The following is a 23,741-nucleotide window of genomic DNA, read 5'->3' on the forward strand; positions in this document are numbered from 1 at the left end:
CGCCCGGACATCCCCAGGACTGATGATTTGCAGCCCCGGCGTTCGATGGAAACCCGTAGGTCGTGCGCGTACGCCGCGAACGCCGCCACACGGCCTGTGGCGGGGGCGGAGCGGGTGAGGGCGAAGGGGTAGGGCAGGCGTGGCCTCTGGCCAGAACTTGGCGGGAGGTGCACACGCGTCGGGTCGCCCACGGATCGGGCTGTCCGGCGGAGAGCGTTTCGGCGGGACCGGGTTCCTGTAAGCACCGGCGTAGCGGGCGACGTAGGAGCACGCGTAGCCGGCGCGTCGGCCGTCGGGCCGGGTAGGTGATGAGGGCGCGGTCAGCCGCCGGCGGCAGCCGGAAGCCCGGCGCAGCCGAAGCTCCGCGCAGCGGAAAGTACGGCGCCAAGCCGGGGGTGGGTGGGAGCGCGTGAGCAGGTGCGGTGAGGAGCGTAGCGACGAAGGTAGCGCCCGCGTAGCGCGCGTGGGACTGATCCGGCTACCAGTGGGTGGCTACTAGGTTCCAGATGACGCCGGCCAGGGCGTCTTTGGAGCCGGAGGGGACGGGTAGGGACGTGCCGGTGCGGTCCAGGATTACTGCTTCGTTGAGGTCGCTGCCGAAGACCTTGCCGCCGGAGACGTCGTTGACGACCAACAGGTCGCAGCCTTTGCGGGCGAGTTTGGCGCGGCCCAGCTCGAGGACCGTGCGGTCGGCGTCGCCGGTTTCGGCGGCGAAGCCGACGATGACCTGGTCGGGGCGGGCGCGGTCGTGGGAGATGGTGTGCAGGATGTCGGGGTTCTGCACCAGGTTGACCGCGGGTACGGCGCCGTCGGCCGTCTTCTTGATCTTGTGCTCGACCACGTCCGCGGGCCGGAAGTCCGCCACCGCGGCGGCCATCACGATCGCGTCGGCATCGGCCGCGCGCGCAGTGATCTCCTCGTACAGGTCGCGCGCGGAGACCACCGGCACGACCTGCACACCGGCAGGGTCCGGGAGCTCCGAGTTGGCGGCGACCAGCGTGACCTTGGCGCCGCGCGCGGCGGCGATCCGCGCGAGGGCGTAACCCTGCTTCCCGGACGACGAGTTGCCGAGGTACCGGACCGGGTCGAGGTGCTCGCGGGTCCCGCCGGCCGAGATCAGCACGTGCCTCCCGGTCAGATCGGCGACCGACTGACCGGCCGCCCGCGCGGCCTGGTCCGCGAGCATCAGCTGGCTGATCGCGAAGATCTCCGAGGGCTCCGGCAACCGCCCGCGCCCGGTGTCCTTACCGGTCAGCCGCCCCACCGCAGGGTCCAGCACGGTGATACCGCGCGACCGCAGCGTGGCGACGTTTGCCTGCGTCGCCGGGTGCTCCCACATCTCCGTGTGCATCGCGGCCGCAAACAGAATCGGACACCGTGCGGTCAGCAGCGTGTTCGTCAGCAGATCATCAGCCAGCCCGTGCGCAGCCTTCGCGATCAGGTTCGCCGTCGCGGGCGCGACCACGACCAGCTCAGCGGCCTTCCCGATCCGCACATGCGGCACTTCCTGCACGTCGTCGAACGGATCCGCCGTCACCGGCTGCCCCGACAACGCCGCCCACGTCGCAGCCCCCACGAACTCCAGCGCGGCCGCCGTCGGCACCACGCGCACACTGTGCCCGGACTCGGTCAGCCGTCGCAGTAGGTCACAGACCTTGTACGCCGCGATACCACCGCCGACCCCGAGCACGACGTTCGGCTTGTGCCTACTGCCGGCGGGCACGACGTCAGCCCCCGGACCGACTGGGGTCACGGGGGTCTGGTCACCGGTTCCGGACATCACTGGCTCCGATCCCGGTCGTCAGTCAGTTACTCGGACTTCTCCGCGGCAGCGGCTTCCGCCTCGGCCTCGGGGTCGATGTCCGTGCAGGTCAGGACGCCTTCGTTGATCTCGCGCATTGCGATCGAGAGCGGCTTCTCCTGCACGTGGGTCTCGACCAGCGGTCCGACGTACTCCAGCAGGCCCTCGCCGAGCTGGGAGTAGTAGGCGTTGATCTGCCGCGCGCGCTTGGCCGAGTACAGCACCAGCTTGTACTTCGAGTCGGTGTGCGTGAGCAGGTCGTCGATCGGCGGCGAGGTGATGCCGATGGCGACGGGCTGGTTGCCAGACAAGTTCAGCTCTTTCCAGAGATGGAGGGTGATCGAATCAACTTTACCAACTGATCGGCCGCCTCCCGAACCGAGGCGTTCACGATCGTCACGTCGAACTCCTTCTCGGCCGCCAGTTCGAGGACGGCGGTCTCCAGCCGGCGCTCGCGCTCCTCGGCGGTCTCGGTCCCGCGCCCGACCAGGCGGCGTACCAGCTCGTCCCAGCTCGGCGGCGCCAGGAACACGAAATGCGCGTCCGGCATCGTGTCGCGGACCTGGCGGGCACCCTGCAGGTCGATCTCCAGCAGCGCGGGCCGGCCCTCGGCGAGCTTGTCCAGCACCGGCTGCCGGGGCGTACCGTACCGGGCCGCCTTGTGGACGACCGCCCACTCCAGCAGCTCACCGGCCGCGATCATCCGGTCGAACTCGGCGTCGGACACGAACAGGTAGTGCACCCCGTGCACCTCGCCCGGCCGCGGTTTGCGGGTCGTGGCGGACACCGAGATCCAGATGTCCGGGTACCGCTCGCGGATGTCGGCGGCGACCGTCCCCTTCCCGACCGCGGTCGGTCCGGCCAGCACGGTCAGCCGTGCCGGCGCGTCACCGGGGGCAGGGGCAGGGTCGTTCGGGAGCGTGGTCATCGTCACACCAGTGTCCAACGAGCCGGACCGGATATCGGTCCGCCCCTCGCGGCGAATTTCGGTCTGGCTCACTCGGCGAATTCGCGCTCGAGCGCGGCGATCTGGTTCGAGCCGAGGCCGCGCACCCGCCGCGTCTCCGAGATCCCGGCCCGCTCCATGATCTGCTGGGCCCGGACCTTGCCGACACCGGGGATGCACTGCAGCAGCTGGGTCACCCGCATCTTGCCGATGACGTCGTTCGTCTGCCCCTCGTGGAGCACCTCCGTCGGAGACGCTCCCGAATGCCGGATCCGGTTCTTGATCTCGGCTCGTTCACGCCGCGCCGCCGCGGCCTTGTCCAGAGCGGCCGCGCGCTGCTCCGGGGTCAAAGAAGGAAGTGGCACCGTTTCACCTGTCCCGTTGTGTGGCTTCGCAAGGGAACCTAACACGGGTTCAGACCCCGGTCAGGCCGTGGCCCGGGGCAGGCGCGGATTGGGCGAGGATTGGAACGATAAGCCTGTGCGGAACAGGAGGCCAGTGGCCGATCAGATGATCAGTTCAGTGCCGGTACGTCGACCTTGCAGGCGTCCTTCGCATGCGTACTGATGTTCTTGTACGCCGTCATCACGCTGCCGGTCTGCTTGCTCAGCCTGGCCAGCTCGACCCGGTCGGAACCGGCCTTCTTCGCCTTCTCCGCGAACGCGACGACGACACCCCAGTCGTCCTTCACGTCGGCCGGCGCGGAGTCCTGCAGCTTCTTCGCGTCGTCCAGGATCCTCACGTAGTCGACCGGTTGCTGCGGGTCGACGTCGACGGCCTTGGCGGCGTACTTGCCGAGGTCCACGCAGTACGCCTGCTCCTCGGTGCAGGCAGTGAGGGAGGCGGCACCGACGATCACGGTGAGGGCGAGGGCGAGTGTGCGCTTCACATCCCGAAGGCTACCGGCAGTCACCAAATCATCGGAAAGCGATACTTTCCGCCACCAAACCGGCGGACCGCCGCCCGCGCAGGGGGGCGGCGGTCCGAACGGATGGGTCAGTTACCGGCGCCGGGGACGTCGATCTTGCAGGTGTCCTTGGCCTGCTTGGTGATGTTCTGTAGTGCGGGCGCGATCTTCGAACCGTCCGCCTGCGCCAGCGCCAGCAGCTTCTTCTGGTCGCCCTTGGCGTCCTGCGCCTTCTCGGCGTAGTCGATGACGACCTTCCAGTCGTCCTTCAGGTCGTCCGGGGCCGACTTCGACACCTTCTTCGCCTTGTCGAGCATCTTGCCGACCTGGTCGGAGTTCTTGATGTCGACGTTCTTCGCGGCCTCGGTGTAGCTCTTGAGGTCACCGCAGTAGTCGCCACCCGAGCACGCCGTCAGGGCGCCGGCGCTGATGGTGACCACGGCCGCGAGGGCTGCCAGCTTCCGCATCGCATTCCTTCACTGTGTCGCGCGGGAAGACCGTCGCTCCCCGTCCCGCGCAACCCTTCCGAACCCCGGGGTCACCGGGAGCTCCGGCACGCCGTGAAGAACATCGCACGGCCCGGTTGGAACCGGGCCGTGATCTGCCGCGTCGCGGCTGAAGGCAACAGCCGCCGCGTTCGCCGACACGATCACCAGGATCGCGATCCAGTCGATCGCCGCGAGCTGCTGATGCAGTACGACGAGACCGACCAGCGCGGCGAGCACCGGGTTCACGCTCATGAACACGCCGAAGAACTGCGCCGGCACCCGCCGCAACGTCAACAGGTCAACCAGGAACGGCACCGCCGACGACATCACGCCGGCCACCAAGGCGTACGACGCTGCCGCGACCGTCGGCGGGTGATGCAGCAGCACGACGACGCCGACCGGGACGTACGCCAGCCCGGAAAGCCCGGCCGCGACGGCCGAACCCGTTGCTCCCGGCAACTCCCGGCCGACCGTGCGGTTGAGCAGAATGTAGAACGCCCAGCCGACCGCGGCCAGCAGACCGAGGCCCACGCCGAGGTAGTCCGTCGTGACCTGTGGACGGGTCAGCAGCACAACCGCGGGCGCGGCGACGAGCGCACAGACCAGGTCCAGCACGCGCCGTGAACCAAGAAGGGCAACAGCAAGCGGCCCGAGGAACTCCAGCGTGACCGCCAGGCCGAGGCCCACCCGATCGATTGCCGTGTACAACGACAGGTTCATGACCGCGAACACCAGCGCGAGCCCGACGACCGGGCGCCACTGGCGGGCCGTGATCGAACGTAACCGCGGCCGACCGACCGAAAGCAGTACGACGGCCGCTACCCATTGGCGGATCGCCACCACGCCCGCCGGTCCGATCACCGGGAACGCGAGCGCCGCCACCGAGGCACCGATCTGTGTCGACAGACCACTGCCCAGCATCATCGCCACACCGGCCAACCTGTTTCTCCTCACGATCATGAGCGTCGGTCCACGGCGGCCGCCGGCAAAATGCAGACCCGTGGCGATCTATACGCTGGAGTCATGGATCTCGAACTGCGGCACCTGCGCTGCCTGGTCGCGATCGTCGAGAATGGGACGTTCACGGACGCGGCGATCGAGCTCGGGATCTCGCAAGCTGCCGTATCCCGGAACCTTCTGAGCCTCGAGAAACGGCTGGGTGTTCGCCTCCTGCACCGGACGAGCCGATCGATCACGCCGACCACAGCGGGCGTGCAGGTGCTGGCGCGGGCACGGCAGGTCCTCGCCGAGATCGACGAACTCGTAAGCGAGGCGACGAGCGGTCACACCCGGCTGCGGGTCGGGCACGCGTGGTCCGCGTTCGGGCAGCACACGACGGAGTTCCAGCGCCGGTGGGCGGGAGCACATCCCGAGGTCGAGCTCCAGCTGATCCGCACGAACACCGCGACCGGCGGCCTGGCCGAAGGGCTCTGCGATCTCGCAGTGGTCCGCAGCCACCTGGAGCTCGGCCGGTTCGCGCACGTGCTGCTCACACAGGAGCAGCGGTACGGCGTGCTGCCGGCGGACGATCCGCTGATCCGGAAGCGGGCGCTTTCGCTCGATCAGCTCCGTGATCGGACGATCGTCATCGATCGCCGGACGGGGAGCACGACGATCGATCTGTGGCCCGAGGACGCGCGCCCGCGGATCGAGTACACGAACGACGTCGACGACTGGCTGGCCGCGATCTCGTCCGGCCGCTGCGTCGGCATCACGCCGCAGGCCACGATCACGCAGTACCGCCGCGACGGTGTCGTCTACCGCCCGCTCCGCGACGCCCCGCCCGTCGATGTCCACCTGATCTGGCACCGCGAGGACCCGCACCCGGCAACCCAGGCGGCCGTCGACCTGCTGACGAAGCTCTATCAGGAGTCGAGCAGCGCGACCAGGTGACGTCGATCCGGTGCCTTCCACAACACGTTCCGGACCTGCTCGATGCCGCCGACGGGCCAGCGATCGGCGATCCGCCGTACCTCCGGGTCCTGGATGCCGGCGGAGAGCGCGCCGATGAAGTCTCCCCAGACGACCTTGAACGGCCGTCCGCACAGCTGTTCGACACCGAGCTCGATCGGCGCGGTGACGCCGAGCCGGTTGTGCAGGTCGCCGACAGCGCGATACGCCGCCATCAGTGCCTCTTCGCGTTCCTGCCACGTCTCGGCCCGCAGGACCTCGCGCAGCACCGGCGCCATCGCCGGGCCGCAGGACAGCCGGCTGAACGCCGTACCGAACCATTTCGAGTACGGCGCATAGGTTCGTTCGATCAGGAAGCACAACCGCATCAGGTCCTGCACGAGCTGCGCGCCGATCAACGCCGATCCCAGCTCGTCGCCGACGTACCCGACCCGCCCGACGAGGTTCATCTCCGGATGGACCCGCCACCAGGCGGTGATCAGCAGATAGCGCCAGACATCGTCCGGGTAGTACGCCAGCCGAGCACGGATCGCCTCGAGGCCGAGGTCGTCGTGGAACACGCCACCCGCGGTGTGCTGCCGGAGAATCGACTCGGGAAACGTCAGCCAGTCGGCAGTGGTCAATCCGGCATCGACATCGAACGCCAACTGCGCGCGGAAGTATTCGCGGAGCGTGTGTACCTCGACCAGCGTCGGCCGGCCCTCGAACGTCGTCGGCAGCTCTGGTCGCAACTCGGTTCCCTCAGCGACGAAAAACAGGACGCGCGCGTCGCAGTCGTGGTCGGTCGACATCTCGTCGTCGAAGCCGAGCACCTCCGAGCCGCGGCCGAGCAACGCCGCGCTGTGCGGCGCGTCGACCTGCGGTCCGACCACCTCGTCATAGAACCGTGCGCAGATCTCCAGACCAGACATGCGACCGAAGACTAGTACCCGAGCACCGTCCGGTACGCGTCGTTTGCCCGATCGGCCGCGGCTTGCAGCCCGGTCGGGCTGGGCCCGGCACCGAGGATCTCCCGGGAGCTGGACGGGACGACGTTGCGGACCGCCGTACCGAACACCTGCTGCAGGCTCTCGGCCGTCCCGCCCTGGGCCCCGAGGCCAGGGGCGAGCAGCGGGCCGTTGATGTCCAGGTTCTCGTCGGTCGAGCTGATGGTGGCGCCAACGACCGCGCCGAACGAGCCCAGCCCGTCCACGTCGGCGTTCAACGCGCGAAGACCGTCGAGGACTGCCCCGGCAACCGTCGAGCCGTCGGCCGTCCGAGCGGTCTGGAACTGCGGACCCTCCGGGTTGGAGGTCAGCGCGAGCACGAACAGCCCAGCGCCGGACTCGCGTGCCTCGTCGATCGCCGGCTGCAACGATCCGAAGCCGAGGTACGGGCTGACCGTCAGCGCGTCACACGCCAGCGGACCCTTCTCGGCGAGGTACGCCGCCGCGTAGCCGGCCATCGTCGTTCCGATGTCGCCGCGCTTCGCATCGATGATCACCAGGGCGCCGGCGTCACGCAGGCGGATCGTCGCCCGCTCGAGTACGGCGACGCCGGCCGAACCGAAGCGCTCGAAGAACGCCGACTGCGGCTTGAAGATCGCGACCCGGTCGGCGAGCGCGTCGACGACGCCGTACGTGAACGAGGCGAGGCCTTCGGCGGTGTCCGGCAGGCCCCAGGCGTCGAGGAGGTGCTGGTGTGGGTCGATACCGACGCACAGCGGGCCGCGGGCGTCCATCGTGGCCCGCAGGCGGGCGCCGAACGGCTTGTTGTTGCTCATGGCAAACTCCTGTTGAGCTGGCGGATCAGGCTTGGTCCCCGGTAGATCAAACCTGTGTAGACCTGGACTAGACTGGCGCCCGCGTCGACCAGGCGGACGGCGTCCGACGGGTCGAGGATCCCTCCTACGCCGATGATCGGCAGCGCTCCCCCGGTCTCGTTGTGGATGTGGGCGACGGTCTTGGCCGAGATCTCGGTCAGCGGGCGCCCCGACAGGCCGCCGGTCTCGGCGGCCAACGGATGGCCTGCGACGGCGGACCGGTCGATGGTGGTGTTGGTGGCGATGATGCCGGCGACGCCGACGTCGGTGCAGACCTGGAGGAGCTCGTCGATCGCCGACGTGGTGAGGTCGGGGGCGATCTTGACCAGGATCGGCTTCGGGTCGAGGCCGGCAACCGTCATCGCGGCTGCTTCGGTGTGGAGCGCGGTCAGCAACTCGCGGAGGTGGCCGGCGTCTTGGAGCGCGCGCAGTCCTGGGGTGTTCGGGGAGGAGACGTTGACCGCGAAGTAGTCGCCGTACCGGTACAGGCGGCGCAGCGAGGTCACGTAGTCCGCGACCGCGTCCTCGAGCGGGGTGATCTTGGACTTCCCGATCGAGATGCCGAGTGGGTAGCCGAGCTCGCCGTACGCCGCCAGCCGCGCGGCCAGCGCCTCGCTGCCGAGGTTGTTGAAGCCCATCCGGTTGATCACGGCCTCGTTCTCGACCAGCCGGAACAACCGGGGCTTCTCGTTGCCGGGCTGCGGGTGCGCGGTGACTGTGCCGACCTCGACGAAGCCGAAGCCGATCGCGGGCCAGGCGCGCAGGGCGATCCCGTTCTTGTCCATGCCCGCGGCGAGTCCGACGCGGGACGGGAACCGGATGCCGAAGACCGAATGCACCGGGCCGGAGGATCCCGCGCCGTACACCCGGGACCCGAGAGCAGCAGCGCCCGGGACGCGCCCGAGCAGGCGCATCCCTCTCAGCGTCTGCTCGTGCGCCACCTCGGCATCACCCTTGCCCAACCGATACAGCACCGGCCGCACAAACCGCTGGTACGCCGTAGGCCGCACCGCGATCGGCTCGGCCATCGCCGGGTCAGACGTCGGCTCGGGCACCGTCGGCCCGGTCCCGGCCTGGCCGGACTCCGCCGGCCCGGGCCGGGTGGGCCCGGGGTCCCTGGAGTCAGACGCCATCGGCTCGGACACTCTCGGGCTGGGCGCCGTCCGGCTGGATGCCGCGGATTCTCGGGACCCAGTCCTGGAGGGATCTGACGCCGATGTCGCCGGCGCGCTGCGCCTCGATGCCCTGGACGGCGGCGGCCAGGCCCTGGACCGTCGTGATGCACGGGATGTTGCGAGCGACCGCCGCGCTCCGGATCTCGTACCCATCCAGCCGCGGCGACCCGCCCTGCGTGATCCCGATCGGGGTGTTGACGATCAGGTTGAGTTCGCCGTCCTGGACCATCTGGACGATCGTCGGCTCACCGTTCGGCCCCGGCCCCTGGCTGCTCTTCCGGACCGTGACCGCCTCGACCCCGTTGCGCCGCAGTACGTCCGCGGTGCCCTCGGTCGCGTAGATCTGGAAGCCGAGATCCGCCAGCCGCTTCACCGGGAAGATCATGTGCCGCTTGTCCCGGTTCGCGACCGACACGAACACCTTCCCGTCCGCCGGCAGCGGCCCACCGGCCCCGGCCTGCGACTTCGCGAACGCGGTCCCGAACGTGTCGTCGATGCCCATCACCTCGCCGGTCGACTTCATCTCCGGCCCAAGCACGGTGTCCACCGACCTCCCGTCCACGGTCCGGAACCGGTTGAACGGCATCACCGCTTCCTTCACCGCGATCGGCGTCGAAGTCGGCAACGTCCCGCCGTCGCCGACCGCCGGCAGCATGCCCTCCGAGCGCAACGAAGCGATCGAGGCTCCGAGCATCACCCGCGCCGCCGCCTTGGCCAGCGGCGTCGCCGTCGCCTTCGACACGAACGGTACGGTCCGGGACGCCCGCGGGTTCGCCTCCAGCACGTAGAGCACGTCCCCGGCCAGCGCGTACTGGACGTTGAGCAGCCCACGGACGCCGACGCCGCGCGCGATCGCCTCGGTCGAGCGCCGGATGTTCTCGATGTCCGCGTTCCCGAGCGTGATCGGCGGCAGCGCGCACGACGAGTCACCGGAGTGCACCCCGGCCTCCTCGATGTGCTCCATCACCCCGCCGAGGAACAACTCGGAACCGTCGAACAGCCCGTCCACGTCGATCTCGACCGCGTCGTCCAGGAACCGGTCGATCAGCACCGGGTGCTCGAACGCCTGCCCGCCGCCGAGCCGCTCCAGCGCCGCGCTCAGCTCACTCGAGCTGTAGACGATCTCCATCCCGCGCCCACCGAGCACGTACGACGGCCGCACCAGCACCGGGAACCCGATCTCCGCCGCGACGCCCTGCGCCTCCTCGGCCGAGAGCGCGGTCCCGTGCTTCGGCGCCGGCAGCTGAGCGTCCGCGAGCACCTTCCCGAACGCACCCCGCTCCTCGGCCAGGTGGATCGCCTCCGGCGAGGTACCGACGATCGGTACGCCGGCATCCGCGAGCCGCTGCGCCAGCCCCAGCGGTGTCTGCCCGCCGAGCTGCACGATCACGCCCGCGACGGGCCCGGCCTGCATCTCGGCGTACACGATCTCGAGCACGTCCTCGCAGGTGAGCGGCTCGAAGTAGAGCCGGTCGGAGGTGTCGTAGTCGGTCGAGACCGTCTCCGGGTTGCAGTTCACCATGATCGTGCAGTAGCCGGCCTCGCGCAGCGCCATCGACGCGTGCACGCAGGAGTAGTCGAACTCGATCCCCTGCCCGATCCGGTTCGGCCCGGAGCCGAGGATCAGGACCGCCGGCTCGGTCCGCGGCGCGACCTCGCTCTCCTCGTCGTACGACGAGTAGTGGTACGGCGTCTCGGCCTTGAACTCGGCGGCACAGGTGTCGACCGTCTTGTAGACCGGCCGGATCCCGAGCGCCTGCCGGACCCCGCGGACGACGTCCTCGGTGAGACCGCGGATCTCGGCCAGCTGCAGGTCCGAGAAACCGTGCCGCTTGGCCAGCATCAGCACGTCCGGCGTCAGCCGCGGCGCGGCCGCGACCTGCAGGGCGGTCTCGTGGATCAGGTACAGCTGGTCCACGAACCACGGGTCGATGTGCGTCGCTTCGAAGATCTGCTCCGGCGAGGCGCCGGCCCGGATCGCGTCCATGATGATCCGCAGCCGGCCGTCCTGCGGCGTCTTGATTGCCTCCAGCAACGGCTCCAGCTCGGTCGCGGGCTGGCCGGCCCAGGAGAACCGGGCGGCCGGCTTCTCCAGCGAGCGCAGCGCCTTCTGCAGCGCCTCGGTGTAGTTCCGGCCGATCGCCATCGCCTCGCCGACGCTCTTCATGTGCGTGGTCAGCGTGGCGTCGGCGGCCGGGAACTTCTCGAACGCGAACCGCGGCACCTTCACCACGACGTAGTCCAGCACCGGCTCGAAGCTGGCCGGCGTCTGCTGCGTGATGTCGTTCGGGATCTCGTCCAGGGTGTAGCCGATGGCAACCTTCGCGGCGATCTTGGCGATCGGGAAGCCGGTCGCCTTCGACGCCAGCGCGGACGAGCGGGAGACCCGCGGGTTCATCTCGATCACGATCAGCCGGCCGTCGGCCGGGTTCACCGCGAACTGGATGTTGCAGCCGCCGGTGTCGACGCCGACCTCGCGGATGATGCCGATGGCAAGGTCCCGCATGGTCTGGTACTCGCGGTCGGTCAGCGTCATCGCCGGCGCGACCGTGACCGAGTCGCCGGTGTGCACGCCCATCGGGTCGACGTTCTCGATCGAGCAGATGATCACGACGTTGTCGGCCTTGTCGCGCATCACCTCCAGCTCGTACTCCTTCCAGCCGAGGATCGACTCCTCGATCAGCACCTCGGTGGTCGGACTCGCGTGCAGGCCGGCCCCGGCGATCCGGCGCAGGTCAGCCTCGTCGTACGCCATCCCGGAGCCGACGCCGCCCATCGTGAACGACGGCCGGACCACCAGCGGGTACCCGAGCTGCTCGGCGGCGCCCATCACGTCGTCCAGCGTGTGGCAGATCACCGACCGCGCGACCGACGCGCCGAGCTTCTCGACGATCTGCTTGAACGACTCCCGGTTCTCGCCGCGCTGGATCGCGTCCACGGACGCGCCGATCAGCTCGACGCCGTACTTCTCCAGCACACCGTTCTCGTGCAGGGCGATCGCCGCGTTCAGCGCGGTCTGGCCGCCGAGCGTCGCGAGCAACGCGTTCGGGCGCTCCTTCTCGATCACCTTCTCGACGTACTCCGGGGTGATCGGCTCGACGTACGTCGCGTCCGCGAACTCCGGGTCGGTCATGATCGTGGCCGGGTTGGAGTTCACCAGGACGACGCGGAAACCCTCCTCGCGGAGCACCCGGCAGGCCTGGGTGCCGGAGTAGTCGAACTCGCAGGCCTGACCGATCACGATCGGGCCGGAGCCGATGACGAGCACCGACTCGATGTCTGTACGCCGGGGCATCAGGCCCGTCCTTCCATCAGCTCGACAAAGCGGTCGAACAGGTACGCCGAGTCGTGCGGACCCGCGGCCGCTTCAGGGTGGTACTGGACAGAGAAAGCAAGCACCCGGCCGTCGCGGCCGGTCAGCTTGAGCCCCTCGACCACGTTGTCGTTGAGCGAGATGTGCGACACCTCAGCGATTCCGTACGGCGTCTCCACGACCGAGTCGAGCGGCGCGTCGACGGCGAACCCGTGGTTCTGCGCGGTGATCTCGACCTTCCCGGTGGCCCGGTCGAGGACCGGCTGGTTGATCCCGCGGTGCCCGTACTTCAGCTTGAACGTGCCCAGCCCGAGCGCCCGGCCGAACACCTGGTTCCCGAAGCAGATCCCGAAGTACGGCGTGCCGCGCTGCAGCAGCTCCTTGAGCAGCGTCGTCGGGTGCTCGGTGGTTTCCGGGTCGCCGGGACCGTTGCTCATGAAGATCCCGTCCGGCTTGACCGCGAGCACCTCGTCCAGCGACGCGGTGGCCGGCAGCACGTGCACCTCGATGCCGCGCTCGGCCATCCGCTTCGGCGTCATCGACTTGATCCCAAGATCCAGCGCGACCACCGTGAACCGCTTCTCGCCTTCGGCCGGGACCAGATAGCTCTCGGGCGTCGTGACCTCGTCGGCGAGATCGGCGCCGGCCATCGCCGGCTGCTCGAGGACCTTCGCCAGCAGCGCCGCGGGATCCAGGATCTCGGTCGAGATCCCGGCCCGCATCGCGCCGCGCTCCCGCAGGTGCCGGGTGAGGGCGCGGGTGTCGATCCCGGAGATCCCGACGATGTTCTGGGCCTTCAGCTGGTCGTCGAGCGACCGCTTCGCGCGCCAGTTCGAGGGAACGCGGGCGGGGTCGCGGACGACGTACCCGGAGACCCAGATCTTCTGCGACTCGTCGTCCTCGTCGTTGATCCCGGTGTTGCCGATGTGCGGGGCGGTCTGGGTGACGATCTGCCGGTGGTACGACGGGTCGGTCAGTGTCTCCTGGTAGCCGGTCATCCCGGTGGTGAAGACCGCCTCGCCGAAGGTCTCTCCGGTTGCCCCGTACGACGTGCCGGCGAACGCCCGGCCGTCCTCGAGGACCAGCAGCGCTGGCTGGCTCATCATGCTCCGATCAGGGTCGAGATGGATGCGGTCAGGGCGGCGGTGTCGGCCTTGCGACGCGGGCGGAACCCGGTGTCGAGCTCGCGGCCGGCGTGGGTCCAGGTGACCACGACCAGGCCGGACTTCTCCGCGGTCACCTTGCCGGCGATGCCACGGTCGGTCCGGACGGCGGTCAGCTGGTCCGCGGGGATGAACACGTCCGCCGCGCCCTGCCGGTGGAAGATCAGGCCGGCCTCGCTGACGGCCAGGTCCGCGGTGGCGCGGACGCCCAGTTCGTGCACGGCGATCCGGTCCATCCAGTCGCCGGCACTGGTCGTCGCGACGTAGATCCCTTCCACGCCGCGGGTCTTGTCCTCGGGAACCGCGGGCAGCGGCGAGAGGTCGGCCTGCCGGGACTGACGGTTCCGCCAGCCCCGGTACATGCCGTAGTAGGCCACTGCCAGCACCAGCAGCGTGCCCAGAATGCCAAGAGCGGTCTTCACCGAGTCAGCTTCCCGTCCAGCACCGTCGGCGTACCGCGCAGGAACGTCGCCACCACCTGGCCAGGCAGCGTCATCCCGACGTACGGCGTGTTCCGCGACAGCGAGGCAGTCTGCTCGGGGACGACCGTGCGCTCGGCGGACGGGTCGACGAGCACGAGGTTGGCCGGCGCACCGGCCTCGAGCGGGCGGCCGTGGTCGGCGGCCTGACCGATCGCGGCCGGGCGGTAGCTCATCCGGTCCGCGACCTCGGCCCAGGTCAGCAGGCCGGTGTCGACCATCGCGTGCTGGACGACGCTCAGCGCCGTCTCCAGCCCGGTCATCCCGAAGGCAGCCGCGCTCCACTCGCAGTCCTTGTCCTCGACCGGGTGCGGCGCGTGGTCGGTGGCGACGATGTCGATCGTGCCGTCGGCCAGGCCCTCGCGGACCGCCTCGACGTCCGCCTTGGTCCGCAGCGGCGGGTTCACCTTGTAGACCGGGTTGTAGGACGCGGCCAGGTCCTCGGTAAGCAGCAGGTGGTGCGGCGTCACCTCGGCCGTGACCTCCAGACCGCGCTTCTTGGCGGCCCGGACGATCTCGACCGAGCCCTTGGTGGAGAGGTGGCAGATGTGCAACTTCGAGCCGACGTGCGCGTTCAGGAGGATGTCGCGAGCGATGATCGCCTCCTCGGCGACGCTCGGCCAGCCGGTCAGGCCGAGCACGCCGGACAGCGCTCCCTCGTTCATCTGCGCGCCCTGGGTGAGCCGTGGCTCCTGCGCGTGCTGGGCGATCGTGCCGTCGAAGGCCTTCACGTACTCGAGCGCGCGCCGCATCAGCGCCGCGTCCCAGACGCAGTCGCCGTCGTCGGAGAACACCCGGACCCGGGCGGCCGAGTCGGCCATCGCGCCGAGCTCCGCGAGCTGCGTGCCCTTGCGGCCGACCGTGACCGCGCCGATCGGGTACACGTCGGCGTACCCGGCGTCGCGGCCGAGGCGCCAGACCTGCTCGACCACCCCGGCGGTGTCGGCCACCGGGTCGGTGTTGGCCATCGCGAAGACGGCTGTGAACCCGCCGGCCGCGGCCGAGCGGGTGCCGGTGAGAACGGTCTCCGCGTCCTCCCGGCCCGGCTCGCGCAGGTGCGTGTGCAGATCCACGAGGCCCGGCAGCGCGATCAGCCCGGCGGCGTCGATGGTCTCGGCGTCCCGCGGCTTGTCGAGATCAGTGCCGACGGCAAGGATCTCGCCGTTGCCGACGAGCAGGTCGGCCGCGTCACCGCCCAGGATCTTGGCGCCGGTGATCAGGTACGCGGTCATGCGGTGTGCTCCTCGGTGTCGTTACTTCCAGATAGCAGCAGGTACAGCACGGCCATCCGGATCGCCACGCCGTTGGTGACCTGCTCGACGATCACGGATCGGGTCGAGTCGGCGACCTCGGCGCTGATCTCCATCCCGCGGTTCATCGGCCCGGGGTGCATCACGATCGTGTCGTCCGGCAGCTGTGCCATCCGGTGCACGTCCAGCCCGTACCGCCGGGTGTACTCGCGGGCGCTCGGGAAGAACGCGTCGTTCATCCGCTCGCGCTGGACCCGCAGCATCATCACCGCATCGCTCTTCGGCAGCGCCGAGTCGAGGTCGTACGACGTGACGCACGGCCAGCTGCTCATGTCGACGGGCAGCAGCGTCGGCGGCGCGACCACCGTCACCTCGGCCCCGAGCGTGGACAGCAGCAGCACGTTGGACCGGGCGACCCGCGAGTGCAGGACGTCGCCGACGATCGTGATCCGGCGGCCCTCGAGCGAGCCGAGGTGCCGCCGCATCGTGAACGCGTCGAGCAGGGCCTGCGTCGGGTGCTCGTGCGTCCCGTCACCGGCGTTCACCACCGAGCCCGTCATCCAGCCCGAGGTCGCGAGCAGGTGCGGCGCGCCGGACGAGCCGTGCCGGCAGACCACGCCATCCGCGCCCATCGCCTGCAGCGTCAGCGCGGTGTCCTTGAGGCTCTCGCCCTTGCTCACACTCGAGCCCTTGGCGGAGAAGTTGATCACGTCCGCCGACAGCCGCTTGGCGGCCGCCTCGAACGAGATCCGGGTCCGGGTCGAGTCCTCGAAGAACAGGTTGACTACGGTCCGGCCGCGCAGGGCCGGCAGCTTCTTGATCGGGCGGTCGTTCAGCGACCGCATCTCCTCGGCGGTGTCCAGGATCAGCTGGGCCTCGTCGCGGCTCAGGTCGCCGGCGCTCAGCAGGTGGCGCATCAGCTCTTCGCCCCCTTGTCGGCGATCAGGACGGCGTCTTCCCCGTCGTACTCGGTGAGGTGGACGGTGACCCGCTCGACCAGCGAGGTCGGCAGGTTCTTGCCCACGTAGTCGGCGCGGATCGGCAGCTCGCGGTGGCCGCGGTCGACGAGGACGGCGAGCTGGACCGCGCGCGGGCGGCCGATGTCGCCGAGCGCGTCGAGGGCGGCGCGGATGGTGCGGCCGGAGAACAGGACGTCGTCGACGAGGACCACGACCTTGCCGTCGACCCCGCCGGGCGGGATGTCGGTGTGCTCCAGGCCGCGCGGTGGCTTGAGGCCGATGTCGTCGCGGTACATCGTCACATCGAGTGACCCTGTCGGCACACTCTGCCCCTCGACCGCCTGGATCCGGGCCGAGATTCGGCGGGCCAGCGGGACGCCGCGGGTCGGGATACCGAGCAGCACGACCGGGTCGGCGCCGCGGTTGCGCTCGAGGATCTCGTGCGCGATCCGGGTCAGTGCCCGGGATATGTCGGAAGCGTCCAGGACCTCGCGGCTGCTGCGTTTCGGCGGCTGCGCGAGATCTGGTGTCTCTGCACTCTGGGCAGGGCACATTGCTACCGTTCCTCCTTTCCCGCCTCTCTGGACGGGTCTTTAAAGGACGTTCGGACCGCTTGACATGGTATCGGATGTGACACGCCGTCTTGACGCTGGCCTCCGACCCAGAATATTGTTACTCTGTGTAATCGAGGGGGGTTTCACCTTCCGGACCGTCACCAAAACGGGGCCGGACATGACGAAACTAGTCGGAGGGAAGACCAGCGTGCCTAGCGAATACGCGAAGACACTGGGTGGCAAGCTACGTGCCATCCGCCAGCAGCAAGGGCTGTCGCTGCATGGCGTGGAAGAGAAGTCCAAGGGTCGCTGGAAGGCGGTCGTCGTCGGCTCGTACGAGCGCGGCGATCGAGCCGTCACGGTCCAGAAGCTCGCGGAGCTCGCCGATTTCTACGGCGTGCCGATCCGTGAACTGCTCCCAGGTTCGGCCAGTGCGGCCGCCGCGGCAGCGGCTCCGCCCCGGTTGATTCTCGACCTGGAGGCCCTGCAGCACCTCGACGCGAGCGAGGCGGGTCCGCTGACGCGGTACGCCGCCACGATCCAGGCTCAGCGCGGGGACTACAACGGAAAGGTGCTGTCGATCCGGCAGGACGACATGCGGACGCTCGCCGTGATCTACGACGAGTCGCCGACGACGCTGACCGAGCGTTTCATCTCCTGGGGCGTGCTCAACCCGGAGGCGAAGGGCGACGTCGAGGACGCGTCCGAGGCAGCAGGCGCCTGACGAAGGCAGTAGAGACGGTCGGGGCTCGTAGCAGCTTGCCCACGGCCGCCCGCCTGCCACCTATAACCGAACAGAGCAGTACCTGCGGCAGGTACACCTCACCAGCCGCACGGCCGGGGCCGTTCCCCCCGAGCCACCAACGGGGAAGCATGAGTTGGCCCGGAGACCGTACCGAGACGGTCACCGGGCTTCGATCACCGGGAATCTCTTCCCAGACTGAGGATCACCCCGAGAGGGCTCGCCCCCCTCGCCCCTCAGCGAACGTCTTTCAGATGCCCAGGTTCTTTCAGATGCCCAGGGTTCAGATGCCCAGCGTCGGCTTCAGCTGCAGCAGCCGGGCCAGCAGGCCGTTGACGAACGCCGGCGACTCGTCGGTGGACAGGTCCCGCGCCATCGCCACCGCCTCGCTCACCGCCACCACGTCCGGCACCTGGTCGTCGAACAGCAGCTCGTAGCTCCCGATCCGCAGGATGTTGCGGTCCACGGCCGGCATCCGGTCCAGCGACCAGCCGACCGAGTGCGTCTCGAGCAGGTCATCGATCTGCTCGATGTGCTTCGCGACACCCTCGACCAGCGCCACCGTGAACTCGTTCACCGGCGGGTCGTTGTCGGCCACCCGGTCGGCCAGGGTGCCGCCGACCGGCAGTCCCCTGACCTCGGACTCGAACAGCACGTCGAGTGCGCGCTTGCGGGCCTTGCTACGGGCAGACATGTTCTGTTGTCAGTCTCTCGGGCTTCAGGAGGTGACGCGGCCGAGGTAGTCCCCGGTGCGGGTGTCGACCTTGACCTTCTCGCCGGTGGTCAGGAACAGCGGGACCTGGATGTCGTAGCCGGTCTCGAGCTTGGCCGGCTTGGTGCCGCCGCTGGAGCGGTCGCCCTGCAGGCCCGGCTCGGTGTACTGGACGGTGAGCTCGACCGAGGCCGGGAGCTCGACGTACAGCGGGAGGTCCTCGTGCACCGCGACGATGGCGTCCTGGTTCTCCAGCAGGAAGTGAGAGGCGTCACCGACCACCTCGGGCTGGATGTTCAGCTGCTCGTACGTCGACTTGTCCATGAACACGTACGCCGTGCCGTCGTTGTACAGGTAGGTCATGTCGCGCTTGTCGACGGTGGCGATCTCCACCTTGACGTCGGCGTTGAAGGTCTTGTCGACCACCTTGCCGGAGAGCACGTTCTTCAGCTTGGTCCGGACGACGGCGCCGCCCTTGCCCGGCTTGTGATGCTGGAACCACACGACGGACCAGAGCTGGCCGTCCAGGTCGAGCACCATGCCGTTCTTGAGGTCGTTCGTCGTCGCCACGCGGGTAAGCCCTTCGAAATTGATCAGCGGTAACACGTAATAGTAGCGGTCACTCCTGGTTTCTTCCGACTCCGGACCCGGGAGGGCCTACGCTGAGAGTCGGAGCGGCGACTGTTGGATCACGGAGGCGGCCGATGTGGGAGTTCGCGATCTTCGTCATCGTGTTCATCGTGGTGAGCATCATCGGCAAGGCCAAGCAGCAGTCCCAGCGGACCAGTGGTACGCCGAGCCCGCGGGTGCAGAAGCTGATCGAGCGGATCCAGGCCCAGCAAGGCGGTAACCAGCCGGTGCAGTTCCAGGGGCAGTTCACCCAGGCGGCCAACCAGGGCGGTCCGCTGCAGCCGGGCTCGTTCCCGGCGCAGGCCGGGACGCCCCCGACGAGCCAGCAGGTCACGGCCGCTCTCCAGCAGGTGCTCGCGGCGGGGCGGCAGCCACAAGGCCCCGGCTCGCGGAACACCCCACTGCCCTACTCGCCGATCGTGCAGTACAACCCGCAGGCGCAGTACCAGCCGCCGGCGCAGTACAACCCGGGTCCCTACCAGCCGCCGATGCACCGCGCGCAGCAGAACAACCTGCCGTCGACCAACCAGGACCTGGACGCCCGCGTGCGCGACCTGATGAAGGCGGGCAACGAGGTCGGCGCCGTCCGGTTGCTGAGCGAGGAGCGCCAGCTGGGCATCCTGGAGGCACAGCAGTACGCCCGCTCGCTCGTCGCACCTGCCAAGGCGGCCGATCCAGACAGAGAGCCCGACGAGGACGACAACAGGTACGTAGGGTCCGCCGCGTTCGCGGAGTCGATCTTCAACCTCGACGACCGCGAGGAGAACGTCTGGGCCAGCGGCTGGGTCGACAACCCGGAGCCGGACGACCGGTCCGACATCGACGAGCTCTGGCAGACCGTCCGCAACGCACCGCGGCCGGGAACTACTCAGGCCACGTGACAGCGATGTAGCTGTGCCGCCGGGCGATGCGGAAGCCCGCCGGCCGCTCTTCGCGCGACAGGTACACCTGAAACGCAGGCCCCGGACCATGCCGGTGCAGCGCGTGCCAGCGTCGTACCTGGTCGGTCAGCCGCGCTGTCAGCTCGGCAGCGGCCGGACCGAACCCATTGCAGCCGAGCTGCACGACCTTGCGCTGCCGGGTCGGTCGAGACGTCAGGTACGCGAGGCTGTCCGCGGTTGCCACAGCCGGTGCACCAGACCACTCGCTACCGGACAGGACGCAGTACCCGGGCAGTGTGCTCGCCAGCCAGAGGTGGAGGTCCAGCAACGGCTCCTCGCGACCCACTGTCGCCCCTGACCACACCTGTAGGCGCGGCTGCGCCAGGACGCCGTCCGGCGGGTGCGGCTCGTCCTCCTGGTCCTCGTCGTAGGTCACGAAGACCACCTCGTCCTCGATGGGGTGCAGCCGTTCGTAGTTCGCTCCGACGCCCTGCATGCTGACGAAGCCGCACAACGTGCTGGACCGGCTCTCCAGATGGTCCCCGACACGGTCGAAGGCGATCGACCGTGTCTGTCCCCGCGCGCGCAGCGGTACGACGATCCGTCCGTGCGGCCGCAGCTGGGCCACCCAGGCCGGTGCGATGTCCCACGCGGTCACCGTCACCACGATCCGGTCGTACGGCGCCCCGTCGGGCGCACCGAACTCGCCGTCGGTCCGCAGTACGGCGACATCGTCGTACCCGGCCGCTTCCAGCGTCGCCCGGGCCCTCTCCGTCACCTCCGGGTCGATGTCCAGCGTGGTGACCGAGCCGTCCGGGCCGGTGAGCTCGCGGAGCAGTGCGGCGTTGTAGCCGCCGGACCCGATCTCCAGCACCCGGTCGCCGGGCCGGACCGCTGCCTGCTCGAGCATCAGCGCGATGATGCTGGGTTGGGAGACCGAGCTGATCGCCTCACCGGCCTGGTTGCGCTTCATCAGCACCACGTCGTCGGCGTACGCGATCCTCAGCGGGGTGCGCGGCACGAAGACGTGCCGTGGGACCGCCAGGAACGCGGCTGCGAGCCGCTCGTCCCGGATGGTGCCCTCGGTGACCAGGTGCCGGGTCAGGGCCGCCCGCAGCGACTGCGCCGAGTCGTTGCCTAGGGCACCCATGATGGCTCAGTCCCGCTTGTCCCCGAGCGATTCCAGCAGGGTCCGGAGCAGGCTCGCCAGCTGGTCCCGCTCCCCCGCGGACAGGCCGTCCAGCAGCTCGTGCTCGGTGTCGACGTGGGTCGGCACCACCTTGTCGATCAGCTCCAGCCCCTCGGCGGTCAACGTCACGGTCACGCCCCGCCCGTCGGTCTCGCTCGGCGTCCGGGTGACCAGGCCGCGGGCTTCCAGGCGGTCCAGCCGCTGGCTGATCGCGCCGGATGTCACCATCGACGAGCGCATCAGACCGGCCGGGGTCAGCCGGTGCTCGGAGTTGCTGCGGCGCAGCGTCGCGAGCACGTCGAACGAGGCGCGATCCAGGTCGTACCGGGCGAAGTTGCGCCGGATCGCGGTGTCGAACAGCGCGTTCAGCCGGCTGAGCCGCCCGATGATGCCCATCGGCGACGCGTCGAGGTCAGGCCGTTGGGTCGCCCACTGCTCGAGCACCAGGTCGACGTGATCTGCCATCTCCTCACCTTACCGCCAGATTGCTTAGCGCTGAGGGATTGAAAGTTGCTTAGTGCTGAGATACTTTATCTTAGTGCTAAGCAATCGACTCTCACTGCTCCTCGTCACCGCGATCACGCCGGTGATCTGGGGAACCACCTATCTGGTCACGACGGAGTTCCTTCCGCCCCACCGTCCGCTCCTGGCCGCGCTGCTGCGGTCGCTACCGGCCGGTCTGCTGCTGATCGCCATCACCCGGGTCCTGCCGCGCGGTGACTGGTGGTGGCGCGCTCTGATCCTCGGAACCCTCAACATCGGTGCCTTCAACGCCCTGCTCTTCGTCGGCGCCTACCGGTTGCCCGGTGGGGTGGCAGCGACGGTCGGAGCGATCCAGCCGCTGCTCGTCGCGCTGCTGTCGGCCGGTCTGCTTCGCCAGAAGCTCTCGCTGCGCACTGTGCTCACCGCGATCGCCGGTGTGTTCGGCGTCGGCCTGCTGGTACTGCGGGCGACCGCACACCTGGACACGTTAGGCGTGCTGGCCGCGCTTGGCGGGGCGGTCGTGATGGCGCTCGGCGTCGTACTCAGCAAGCGCTGGACGTCGCCTGCTCCGCTGCTGGCCACTACCGGGTGGCAGCTCGCGGCTGGTGGTCTGGTGCTGCTGCCGGTCGCCTTCCTGGTGGAGGGGGCGTTGCCGACCTTCACCTTCCGGAACATCGCCGGCTACACGTACCTGGCCCTGGTCGGCTCGGCCTTTGCCTACACCCTCTGGTTCCGTGGCATCCGGGCGCTCGCTCCGACCGAGGTGACCTTCCTGTCGCTGATGAGCCCGGTCACTGCGACCACGCTGGGCTGGCTGGTGCTGGACCAGCACCTGAGTGCTCTGCAGGCTCTTGGCGGGCTGATCGTCCTCGCTGCTCTGATCACTGCACAGGTACGCCGTCGGACGAAGGTAGCGCCGGAGACGCCAGTCCTCGTCACCGCTGGGGAGAGGAGCTGACCATGCGGATCCTCGTCTGGGGTGCCAGTGGCGCAGTTGGCAGTCGGGTCGTGCAGGAAGCACTTGCTCGCGGTCATCAGGTGACCGGAGTCAGCCGGGCGGGTCCGGTCCGTGGAGACGCGGCGAATCCGGAGGACGTCGCCCGGCTGAGCTCTGGGCACGACGTAGTGATCAGTGCGACCCGCCCGCGCGCCGGTCGGGAGGACGAGCTCGTCGGTGCGGCGAAGGGGCTGCTGCTCGGGCTGCGGGCCAGCGGCGTACGGCTGATTCTGGTCGGTGGCGCGGCCAGTCTGCTCGTCCCAGGCCTGGAGGTTCAGTTGGTGGAGGCTCCGGACTTTCCGGACCACCTACTGCCGATTGCCCGCGCCTGCAACGAGCAGTACGCCGTGGTGCGTGCTGCGGCCGACTTGGACTGGACGTACGTCAGCCCGCCGGCCCTGCTTGAACCGGGGCAGCGGACAGGCAGCTACCGAAAGGGTCTCGACCACCTGGTCACCGACGAGGCGGGCAACTCGTCGGTGTCGCTGGAGGACTTCGCCATCGCCCTCGTGGACGAGGCGGAGCACCCGCAGCACTCCCGTGGTCGTTTCACCGTGGGCTATTAGCGCCGGGTGGTTTCAGATGAGGCCTTCGCGGAGGGCGTAGGCGACGGCGTGCGAGCGGTTCCGCAGTTGCAGGCGGCTGGTCACGTCGTGGAGGACGTTCTTCACCGTCCGCTCCGAGTACGACAGTTCGCGGGCGATCTCCTGCGTGTCCTTGCCGTCGGCCACCAGCCGCAGTACCTGCGTCTCGCGGTCGGACAACCCGGTGTGGGACAGACCGCGCGGCGCCAGCACGTGCCGCTGCATCCGCGACACCTGCCCGAGCAGCCGGCCCAGCAGATCCGGAGGCAGGCTGCCGTCACCCGCCGCGGCGGCCCGCAGCAGGTGCACGATCCGGTCGGCGGTCGCCTCGGAGCGCCGGAGTACGCCGGACACCCCCAGCTCGACCGCGGTCATCAGCGCGTCGTCGTCGATCGTGCTCCCGATCAGGACGGTACGGCGACAGCCGCGCTGCGCTGCGGCCCGCAGTACCTGGACAGCCCCCGCATCCAGCGAGTCGACGGCGACCAACGCGACCACTGGCGGGGCGGTGCGCTGGTAGTCGTCGACCGATTGACCCTGCTGCAACGCCGCCAGGTCGGCGTCACTGATCAGCGCAACCTCCGGCCGCTGCCTGAGCGCGTGCACCAACCCGAACTGCGACAACGGGTCGAGCGCCTTCACCCAGACAGGAATACGGTGCTGCGTCGTCATGCTTGCCACTCCCCCAGAGCGTTGAGAAACGGAACGGATCGAATCCGTAGTCATACGAACCCCCAAAATCGTCGATTCCGATCGTGCCCCCGACCCTTCAGCCA

26 protein-coding genes are annotated in these 23,741 nt (G+C 69.2%); 5 read left to right on the forward strand and 21 right to left on the reverse strand.

Annotated features, from left to right (window positions below):
* Positions 1-478: 478 nt before the first annotated feature.
* From coaBC to AB0E69_RS09850, 7 genes are all read right to left on the reverse strand, one after another.
* A complete protein-coding gene (gene coaBC / locus AB0E69_RS09820; RefSeq protein ID WP_360142215.1) occupies positions 479-1,780 on the reverse strand; it encodes a bifunctional phosphopantothenoylcysteine decarboxylase/phosphopantothenate--cysteine ligase CoaBC in 1,302 nt (433 codons plus the stop codon).
* A 29-nt stretch (positions 1,781-1,809) separates the two neighbouring features.
* Complete coding sequence (rpoZ, locus tag AB0E69_RS09825; RefSeq protein ID WP_325039561.1) at positions 1,810-2,112, reverse strand: DNA-directed RNA polymerase subunit omega; 303 nt, start codon at positions 2,110-2,112, stop codon at positions 1,810-1,812.
* A 2-nt stretch (positions 2,113-2,114) separates the two neighbouring features.
* Positions 2,115-2,729 (reverse strand): guanylate kinase, encoded by a 615-nt coding sequence (gene gmk, locus AB0E69_RS09830; protein ID WP_360142217.1) that lies wholly within the window; start codon positions 2,727-2,729, stop codon positions 2,115-2,117.
* Positions 2,730-2,797: 68 nt separating this feature from the next.
* The gene (mihF, locus tag AB0E69_RS09835) at positions 2,798-3,112 is read right to left on the reverse strand and encodes an integration host factor, actinobacterial type (RefSeq protein WP_360142219.1); all 315 of its coding nucleotides are present in this window, start codon (positions 3,110-3,112) and stop codon (positions 2,798-2,800) included.
* 149 nt (positions 3,113-3,261) lie between these two features.
* Positions 3,262-3,636: a hypothetical protein gene (locus AB0E69_RS09840; RefSeq protein ID WP_360142221.1), complete on the reverse strand. Its 375-nt coding sequence runs from the start codon at positions 3,634-3,636 to the stop codon at positions 3,262-3,264.
* A gap of 107 nt (positions 3,637-3,743) precedes the next feature.
* The gene (locus tag AB0E69_RS09845) at positions 3,744-4,121 is read right to left on the reverse strand and encodes a hypothetical protein (protein WP_360142223.1); all 378 of its coding nucleotides are present in this window, start codon (positions 4,119-4,121) and stop codon (positions 3,744-3,746) included.
* Positions 4,122-4,130: 9 nt separating this feature from the next.
* On the reverse strand, positions 4,131-5,096 hold the full coding sequence (locus tag AB0E69_RS09850) for an EamA family transporter (RefSeq protein WP_360142224.1): 966 nt from the start codon (positions 5,094-5,096) through the stop codon (positions 4,131-4,133).
* A 69-nt stretch (positions 5,097-5,165) separates the two neighbouring features.
* On the opposite strand from AB0E69_RS09850, the gene AB0E69_RS09855 reads away from it, so the two are divergent.
* A complete protein-coding gene (locus AB0E69_RS09855; protein ID WP_360142226.1) occupies positions 5,166-6,035 on the forward strand; it encodes a LysR family transcriptional regulator in 870 nt (289 codons plus the stop codon).
* Here AB0E69_RS09855 and AB0E69_RS09860 read toward each other — a convergent pair.
* From AB0E69_RS09860 to pyrR, 9 genes are read right to left on the reverse strand one after another with little or no spacing between them, the layout of a single operon-like run.
* Positions 6,008-6,964, reverse strand: a complete 957-nt coding sequence (locus AB0E69_RS09860) for a DUF4037 domain-containing protein (protein ID WP_360142228.1) — start codon at positions 6,962-6,964, stop codon at positions 6,008-6,010. The two genes, AB0E69_RS09855 and AB0E69_RS09860, sit on opposite strands and share 28 nt — an antisense overlap.
* 11 nt (positions 6,965-6,975) lie before the next feature.
* Positions 6,976-7,815 carry an orotidine-5'-phosphate decarboxylase gene (pyrF, locus tag AB0E69_RS09865; RefSeq protein ID WP_360142230.1) on the reverse strand — a complete coding sequence of 280 codons (840 nt, stop codon included), beginning with the start codon at positions 7,813-7,815 and terminating at the stop codon, positions 6,976-6,978.
* Entirely contained in the window at positions 7,812-8,987 is a 1,176-nt protein-coding gene (locus tag AB0E69_RS09870) for a quinone-dependent dihydroorotate dehydrogenase (protein ID WP_360142232.1), read from the reverse strand. The genes pyrF and AB0E69_RS09870 overlap by 4 nt, the downstream gene beginning before the upstream one ends.
* Positions 8,977-12,324, reverse strand: coding sequence for a carbamoyl-phosphate synthase large subunit (gene carB, locus AB0E69_RS09875; protein ID WP_360142234.1), 3,348 nt, complete (start codon positions 12,322-12,324; stop codon positions 8,977-8,979). The genes AB0E69_RS09870 and carB overlap by 11 nt, the downstream gene beginning before the upstream one ends.
* Positions 12,324-13,445: a glutamine-hydrolyzing carbamoyl-phosphate synthase small subunit gene (gene carA / locus AB0E69_RS09880; RefSeq protein WP_360142236.1), complete on the reverse strand. Its 1,122-nt coding sequence runs from the start codon at positions 13,443-13,445 to the stop codon at positions 12,324-12,326. The genes carB and carA overlap by 1 nt, the downstream gene beginning before the upstream one ends.
* Complete coding sequence (locus AB0E69_RS09885; RefSeq protein ID WP_360142238.1) at positions 13,445-13,927, reverse strand: hypothetical protein; 483 nt, start codon at positions 13,925-13,927, stop codon at positions 13,445-13,447. The genes carA and AB0E69_RS09885 overlap by 1 nt, the downstream gene beginning before the upstream one ends.
* Entirely contained in the window at positions 13,924-15,216 is a 1,293-nt protein-coding gene (locus AB0E69_RS09890; RefSeq protein ID WP_360142240.1) for a dihydroorotase, read from the reverse strand. Before AB0E69_RS09890 ends, AB0E69_RS09885 begins: the two co-directional genes overlap by 4 nt.
* The gene (locus tag AB0E69_RS09895; RefSeq protein WP_360142242.1) at positions 15,213-16,151 is read right to left on the reverse strand and encodes an aspartate carbamoyltransferase catalytic subunit; all 939 of its coding nucleotides are present in this window, start codon (positions 16,149-16,151) and stop codon (positions 15,213-15,215) included. Before AB0E69_RS09895 ends, AB0E69_RS09890 begins: the two co-directional genes overlap by 4 nt.
* Positions 16,151-16,747, reverse strand: coding sequence for a bifunctional pyr operon transcriptional regulator/uracil phosphoribosyltransferase PyrR (gene pyrR / locus AB0E69_RS09900; protein WP_360142244.1), 597 nt, complete (start codon positions 16,745-16,747; stop codon positions 16,151-16,153). The genes AB0E69_RS09895 and pyrR overlap by 1 nt, the downstream gene beginning before the upstream one ends.
* A gap of 208 nt (positions 16,748-16,955) precedes the next feature.
* Here pyrR and AB0E69_RS09905 point away from each other — a divergent pair, with 208 nt between their 5' ends.
* Complete coding sequence (locus AB0E69_RS09905) at positions 16,956-17,471, forward strand: transcriptional regulator (RefSeq protein WP_360142246.1); 516 nt, start codon at positions 16,956-16,958, stop codon at positions 17,469-17,471.
* A gap of 301 nt (positions 17,472-17,772) precedes the next feature.
* On the opposite strand, the gene nusB is transcribed toward AB0E69_RS09905, so the two are convergent.
* Complete coding sequence (gene nusB, locus AB0E69_RS09910; RefSeq protein WP_360142248.1) at positions 17,773-18,183, reverse strand: transcription antitermination factor NusB; 411 nt, start codon at positions 18,181-18,183, stop codon at positions 17,773-17,775.
* Between the two features lie 24 nt (positions 18,184-18,207).
* A complete protein-coding gene (gene efp, locus AB0E69_RS09915) occupies positions 18,208-18,771 on the reverse strand; it encodes an elongation factor P (protein ID WP_360142250.1) in 564 nt (187 codons plus the stop codon).
* A gap of 134 nt (positions 18,772-18,905) precedes the next feature.
* On the opposite strand from efp, the gene AB0E69_RS09920 reads away from it, so the two are divergent.
* A complete protein-coding gene (locus AB0E69_RS09920; RefSeq protein ID WP_360142252.1) occupies positions 18,906-19,712 on the forward strand; it encodes a hypothetical protein in 807 nt (268 codons plus the stop codon).
* Here AB0E69_RS09920 and fxlM read toward each other — a convergent pair.
* Together fxlM and AB0E69_RS09930 are read right to left on the reverse strand one after the other, a co-directional pair.
* The gene (fxlM, locus tag AB0E69_RS09925) at positions 19,696-20,862 is read right to left on the reverse strand and encodes a methyltransferase, FxLD system (RefSeq protein ID WP_360142254.1); all 1,167 of its coding nucleotides are present in this window, start codon (positions 20,860-20,862) and stop codon (positions 19,696-19,698) included. The genes AB0E69_RS09920 and fxlM overlap by 17 nt on opposite strands.
* A 6-nt stretch (positions 20,863-20,868) precedes the next feature.
* Positions 20,869-21,366 carry a MarR family transcriptional regulator gene (locus AB0E69_RS09930; RefSeq protein ID WP_360142256.1) on the reverse strand — a complete coding sequence of 166 codons (498 nt, stop codon included), beginning with the start codon at positions 21,364-21,366 and terminating at the stop codon, positions 20,869-20,871.
* A gap of 73 nt (positions 21,367-21,439) precedes the next feature.
* Here AB0E69_RS09930 and AB0E69_RS09935 point away from each other — a divergent pair, with 73 nt between their 5' ends.
* Positions 21,440-22,342: an EamA family transporter gene (locus AB0E69_RS09935; RefSeq protein WP_360142258.1), complete on the forward strand. Its 903-nt coding sequence runs from the start codon at positions 21,440-21,442 to the stop codon at positions 22,340-22,342.
* Positions 22,343-22,344: 2 nt separating this feature from the next.
* Complete coding sequence (locus tag AB0E69_RS09940; RefSeq protein ID WP_360142260.1) at positions 22,345-22,947, forward strand: NAD(P)H-binding protein; 603 nt, start codon at positions 22,345-22,347, stop codon at positions 22,945-22,947.
* A gap of 12 nt (positions 22,948-22,959) precedes the next feature.
* Here the strand turns inward: AB0E69_RS09940 and AB0E69_RS09945 are convergent, their stop codons facing one another.
* Positions 22,960-23,637: a response regulator transcription factor gene (locus tag AB0E69_RS09945; RefSeq protein WP_360142262.1), complete on the reverse strand. Its 678-nt coding sequence runs from the start codon at positions 23,635-23,637 to the stop codon at positions 22,960-22,962.
* Positions 23,638-23,741: the final 104 nt, after the last annotated feature.

Origin of the sequence: Kribbella sp. NPDC026611 (assembly GCF_040638345.1) — a bacterium.
Lineage (GTDB): Bacteria > Actinomycetota > Actinomycetes > Propionibacteriales > Kribbellaceae > Kribbella.

Bases quoted from the DNA above. Each gene is read 5' to 3' on its own strand.
- pyrF (WP_360142230.1), bottom strand. From the start codon at position 7,815: ATGAGCAACAACAAGCCGTTCGGCGCCCGCCTGCGGGCCACGATGGAC.
- AB0E69_RS09845 (WP_360142223.1), bottom strand. From the start codon at position 4,121: ATGCGGAAGCTGGCAGCCCTCGCGGCCGTGGTCACCATCAGCGCCGGC.
- pyrR (WP_360142244.1), bottom strand. From the start codon at position 16,747: ATGTGCCCTGCCCAGAGTGCAGAGACACCAGATCTCGCGCAGCCGCCG.
- coaBC (WP_360142215.1), bottom strand. From the start codon at position 1,780: ATGTCCGGAACCGGTGACCAGACCCCCGTGACCCCAGTCGGTCCGGGG.
- AB0E69_RS09890 (WP_360142240.1), bottom strand. From the start codon at position 15,216: ATGACCGCGTACCTGATCACCGGCGCCAAGATCCTGGGCGGTGACGCG.
- AB0E69_RS09940 (WP_360142260.1), top strand. From the start codon at position 22,345: ATGCGGATCCTCGTCTGGGGTGCCAGTGGCGCAGTTGGCAGTCGGGTC.
- carB (WP_360142234.1), bottom strand. From the start codon at position 12,324: ATGCCCCGGCGTACAGACATCGAGTCGGTGCTCGTCATCGGCTCCGGC.
- nusB (WP_360142248.1), bottom strand. From the start codon at position 18,183: ATGTCTGCCCGTAGCAAGGCCCGCAAGCGCGCACTCGACGTGCTGTTC.
- AB0E69_RS09920 (WP_360142252.1), top strand. From the start codon at position 18,906: ATGTGGGAGTTCGCGATCTTCGTCATCGTGTTCATCGTGGTGAGCATC.
- fxlM (WP_360142254.1), bottom strand. From the start codon at position 20,862: ATGGGTGCCCTAGGCAACGACTCGGCGCAGTCGCTGCGGGCGGCCCTG.
- AB0E69_RS09930 (WP_360142256.1), bottom strand. From the start codon at position 21,366: ATGGCAGATCACGTCGACCTGGTGCTCGAGCAGTGGGCGACCCAACGG.
- AB0E69_RS09855 (WP_360142226.1), top strand. From the start codon at position 5,166: ATGGATCTCGAACTGCGGCACCTGCGCTGCCTGGTCGCGATCGTCGAG.
- AB0E69_RS09870 (WP_360142232.1), bottom strand. From the start codon at position 8,987: ATGGCGTCTGACTCCAGGGACCCCGGGCCCACCCGGCCCGGGCCGGCG.
- gmk (WP_360142217.1), bottom strand. From the start codon at position 2,729: ATGACCACGCTCCCGAACGACCCTGCCCCTGCCCCCGGTGACGCGCCG.
- AB0E69_RS09895 (WP_360142242.1), bottom strand. From the start codon at position 16,151: ATGCGCCACCTGCTGAGCGCCGGCGACCTGAGCCGCGACGAGGCCCAG.
- AB0E69_RS09945 (WP_360142262.1), bottom strand. From the start codon at position 23,637: ATGACGACGCAGCACCGTATTCCTGTCTGGGTGAAGGCGCTCGACCCG.
- AB0E69_RS09860 (WP_360142228.1), bottom strand. From the start codon at position 6,964: ATGTCTGGTCTGGAGATCTGCGCACGGTTCTATGACGAGGTGGTCGGA.
- carA (WP_360142236.1), bottom strand. From the start codon at position 13,445: ATGAGCCAGCCAGCGCTGCTGGTCCTCGAGGACGGCCGGGCGTTCGCC.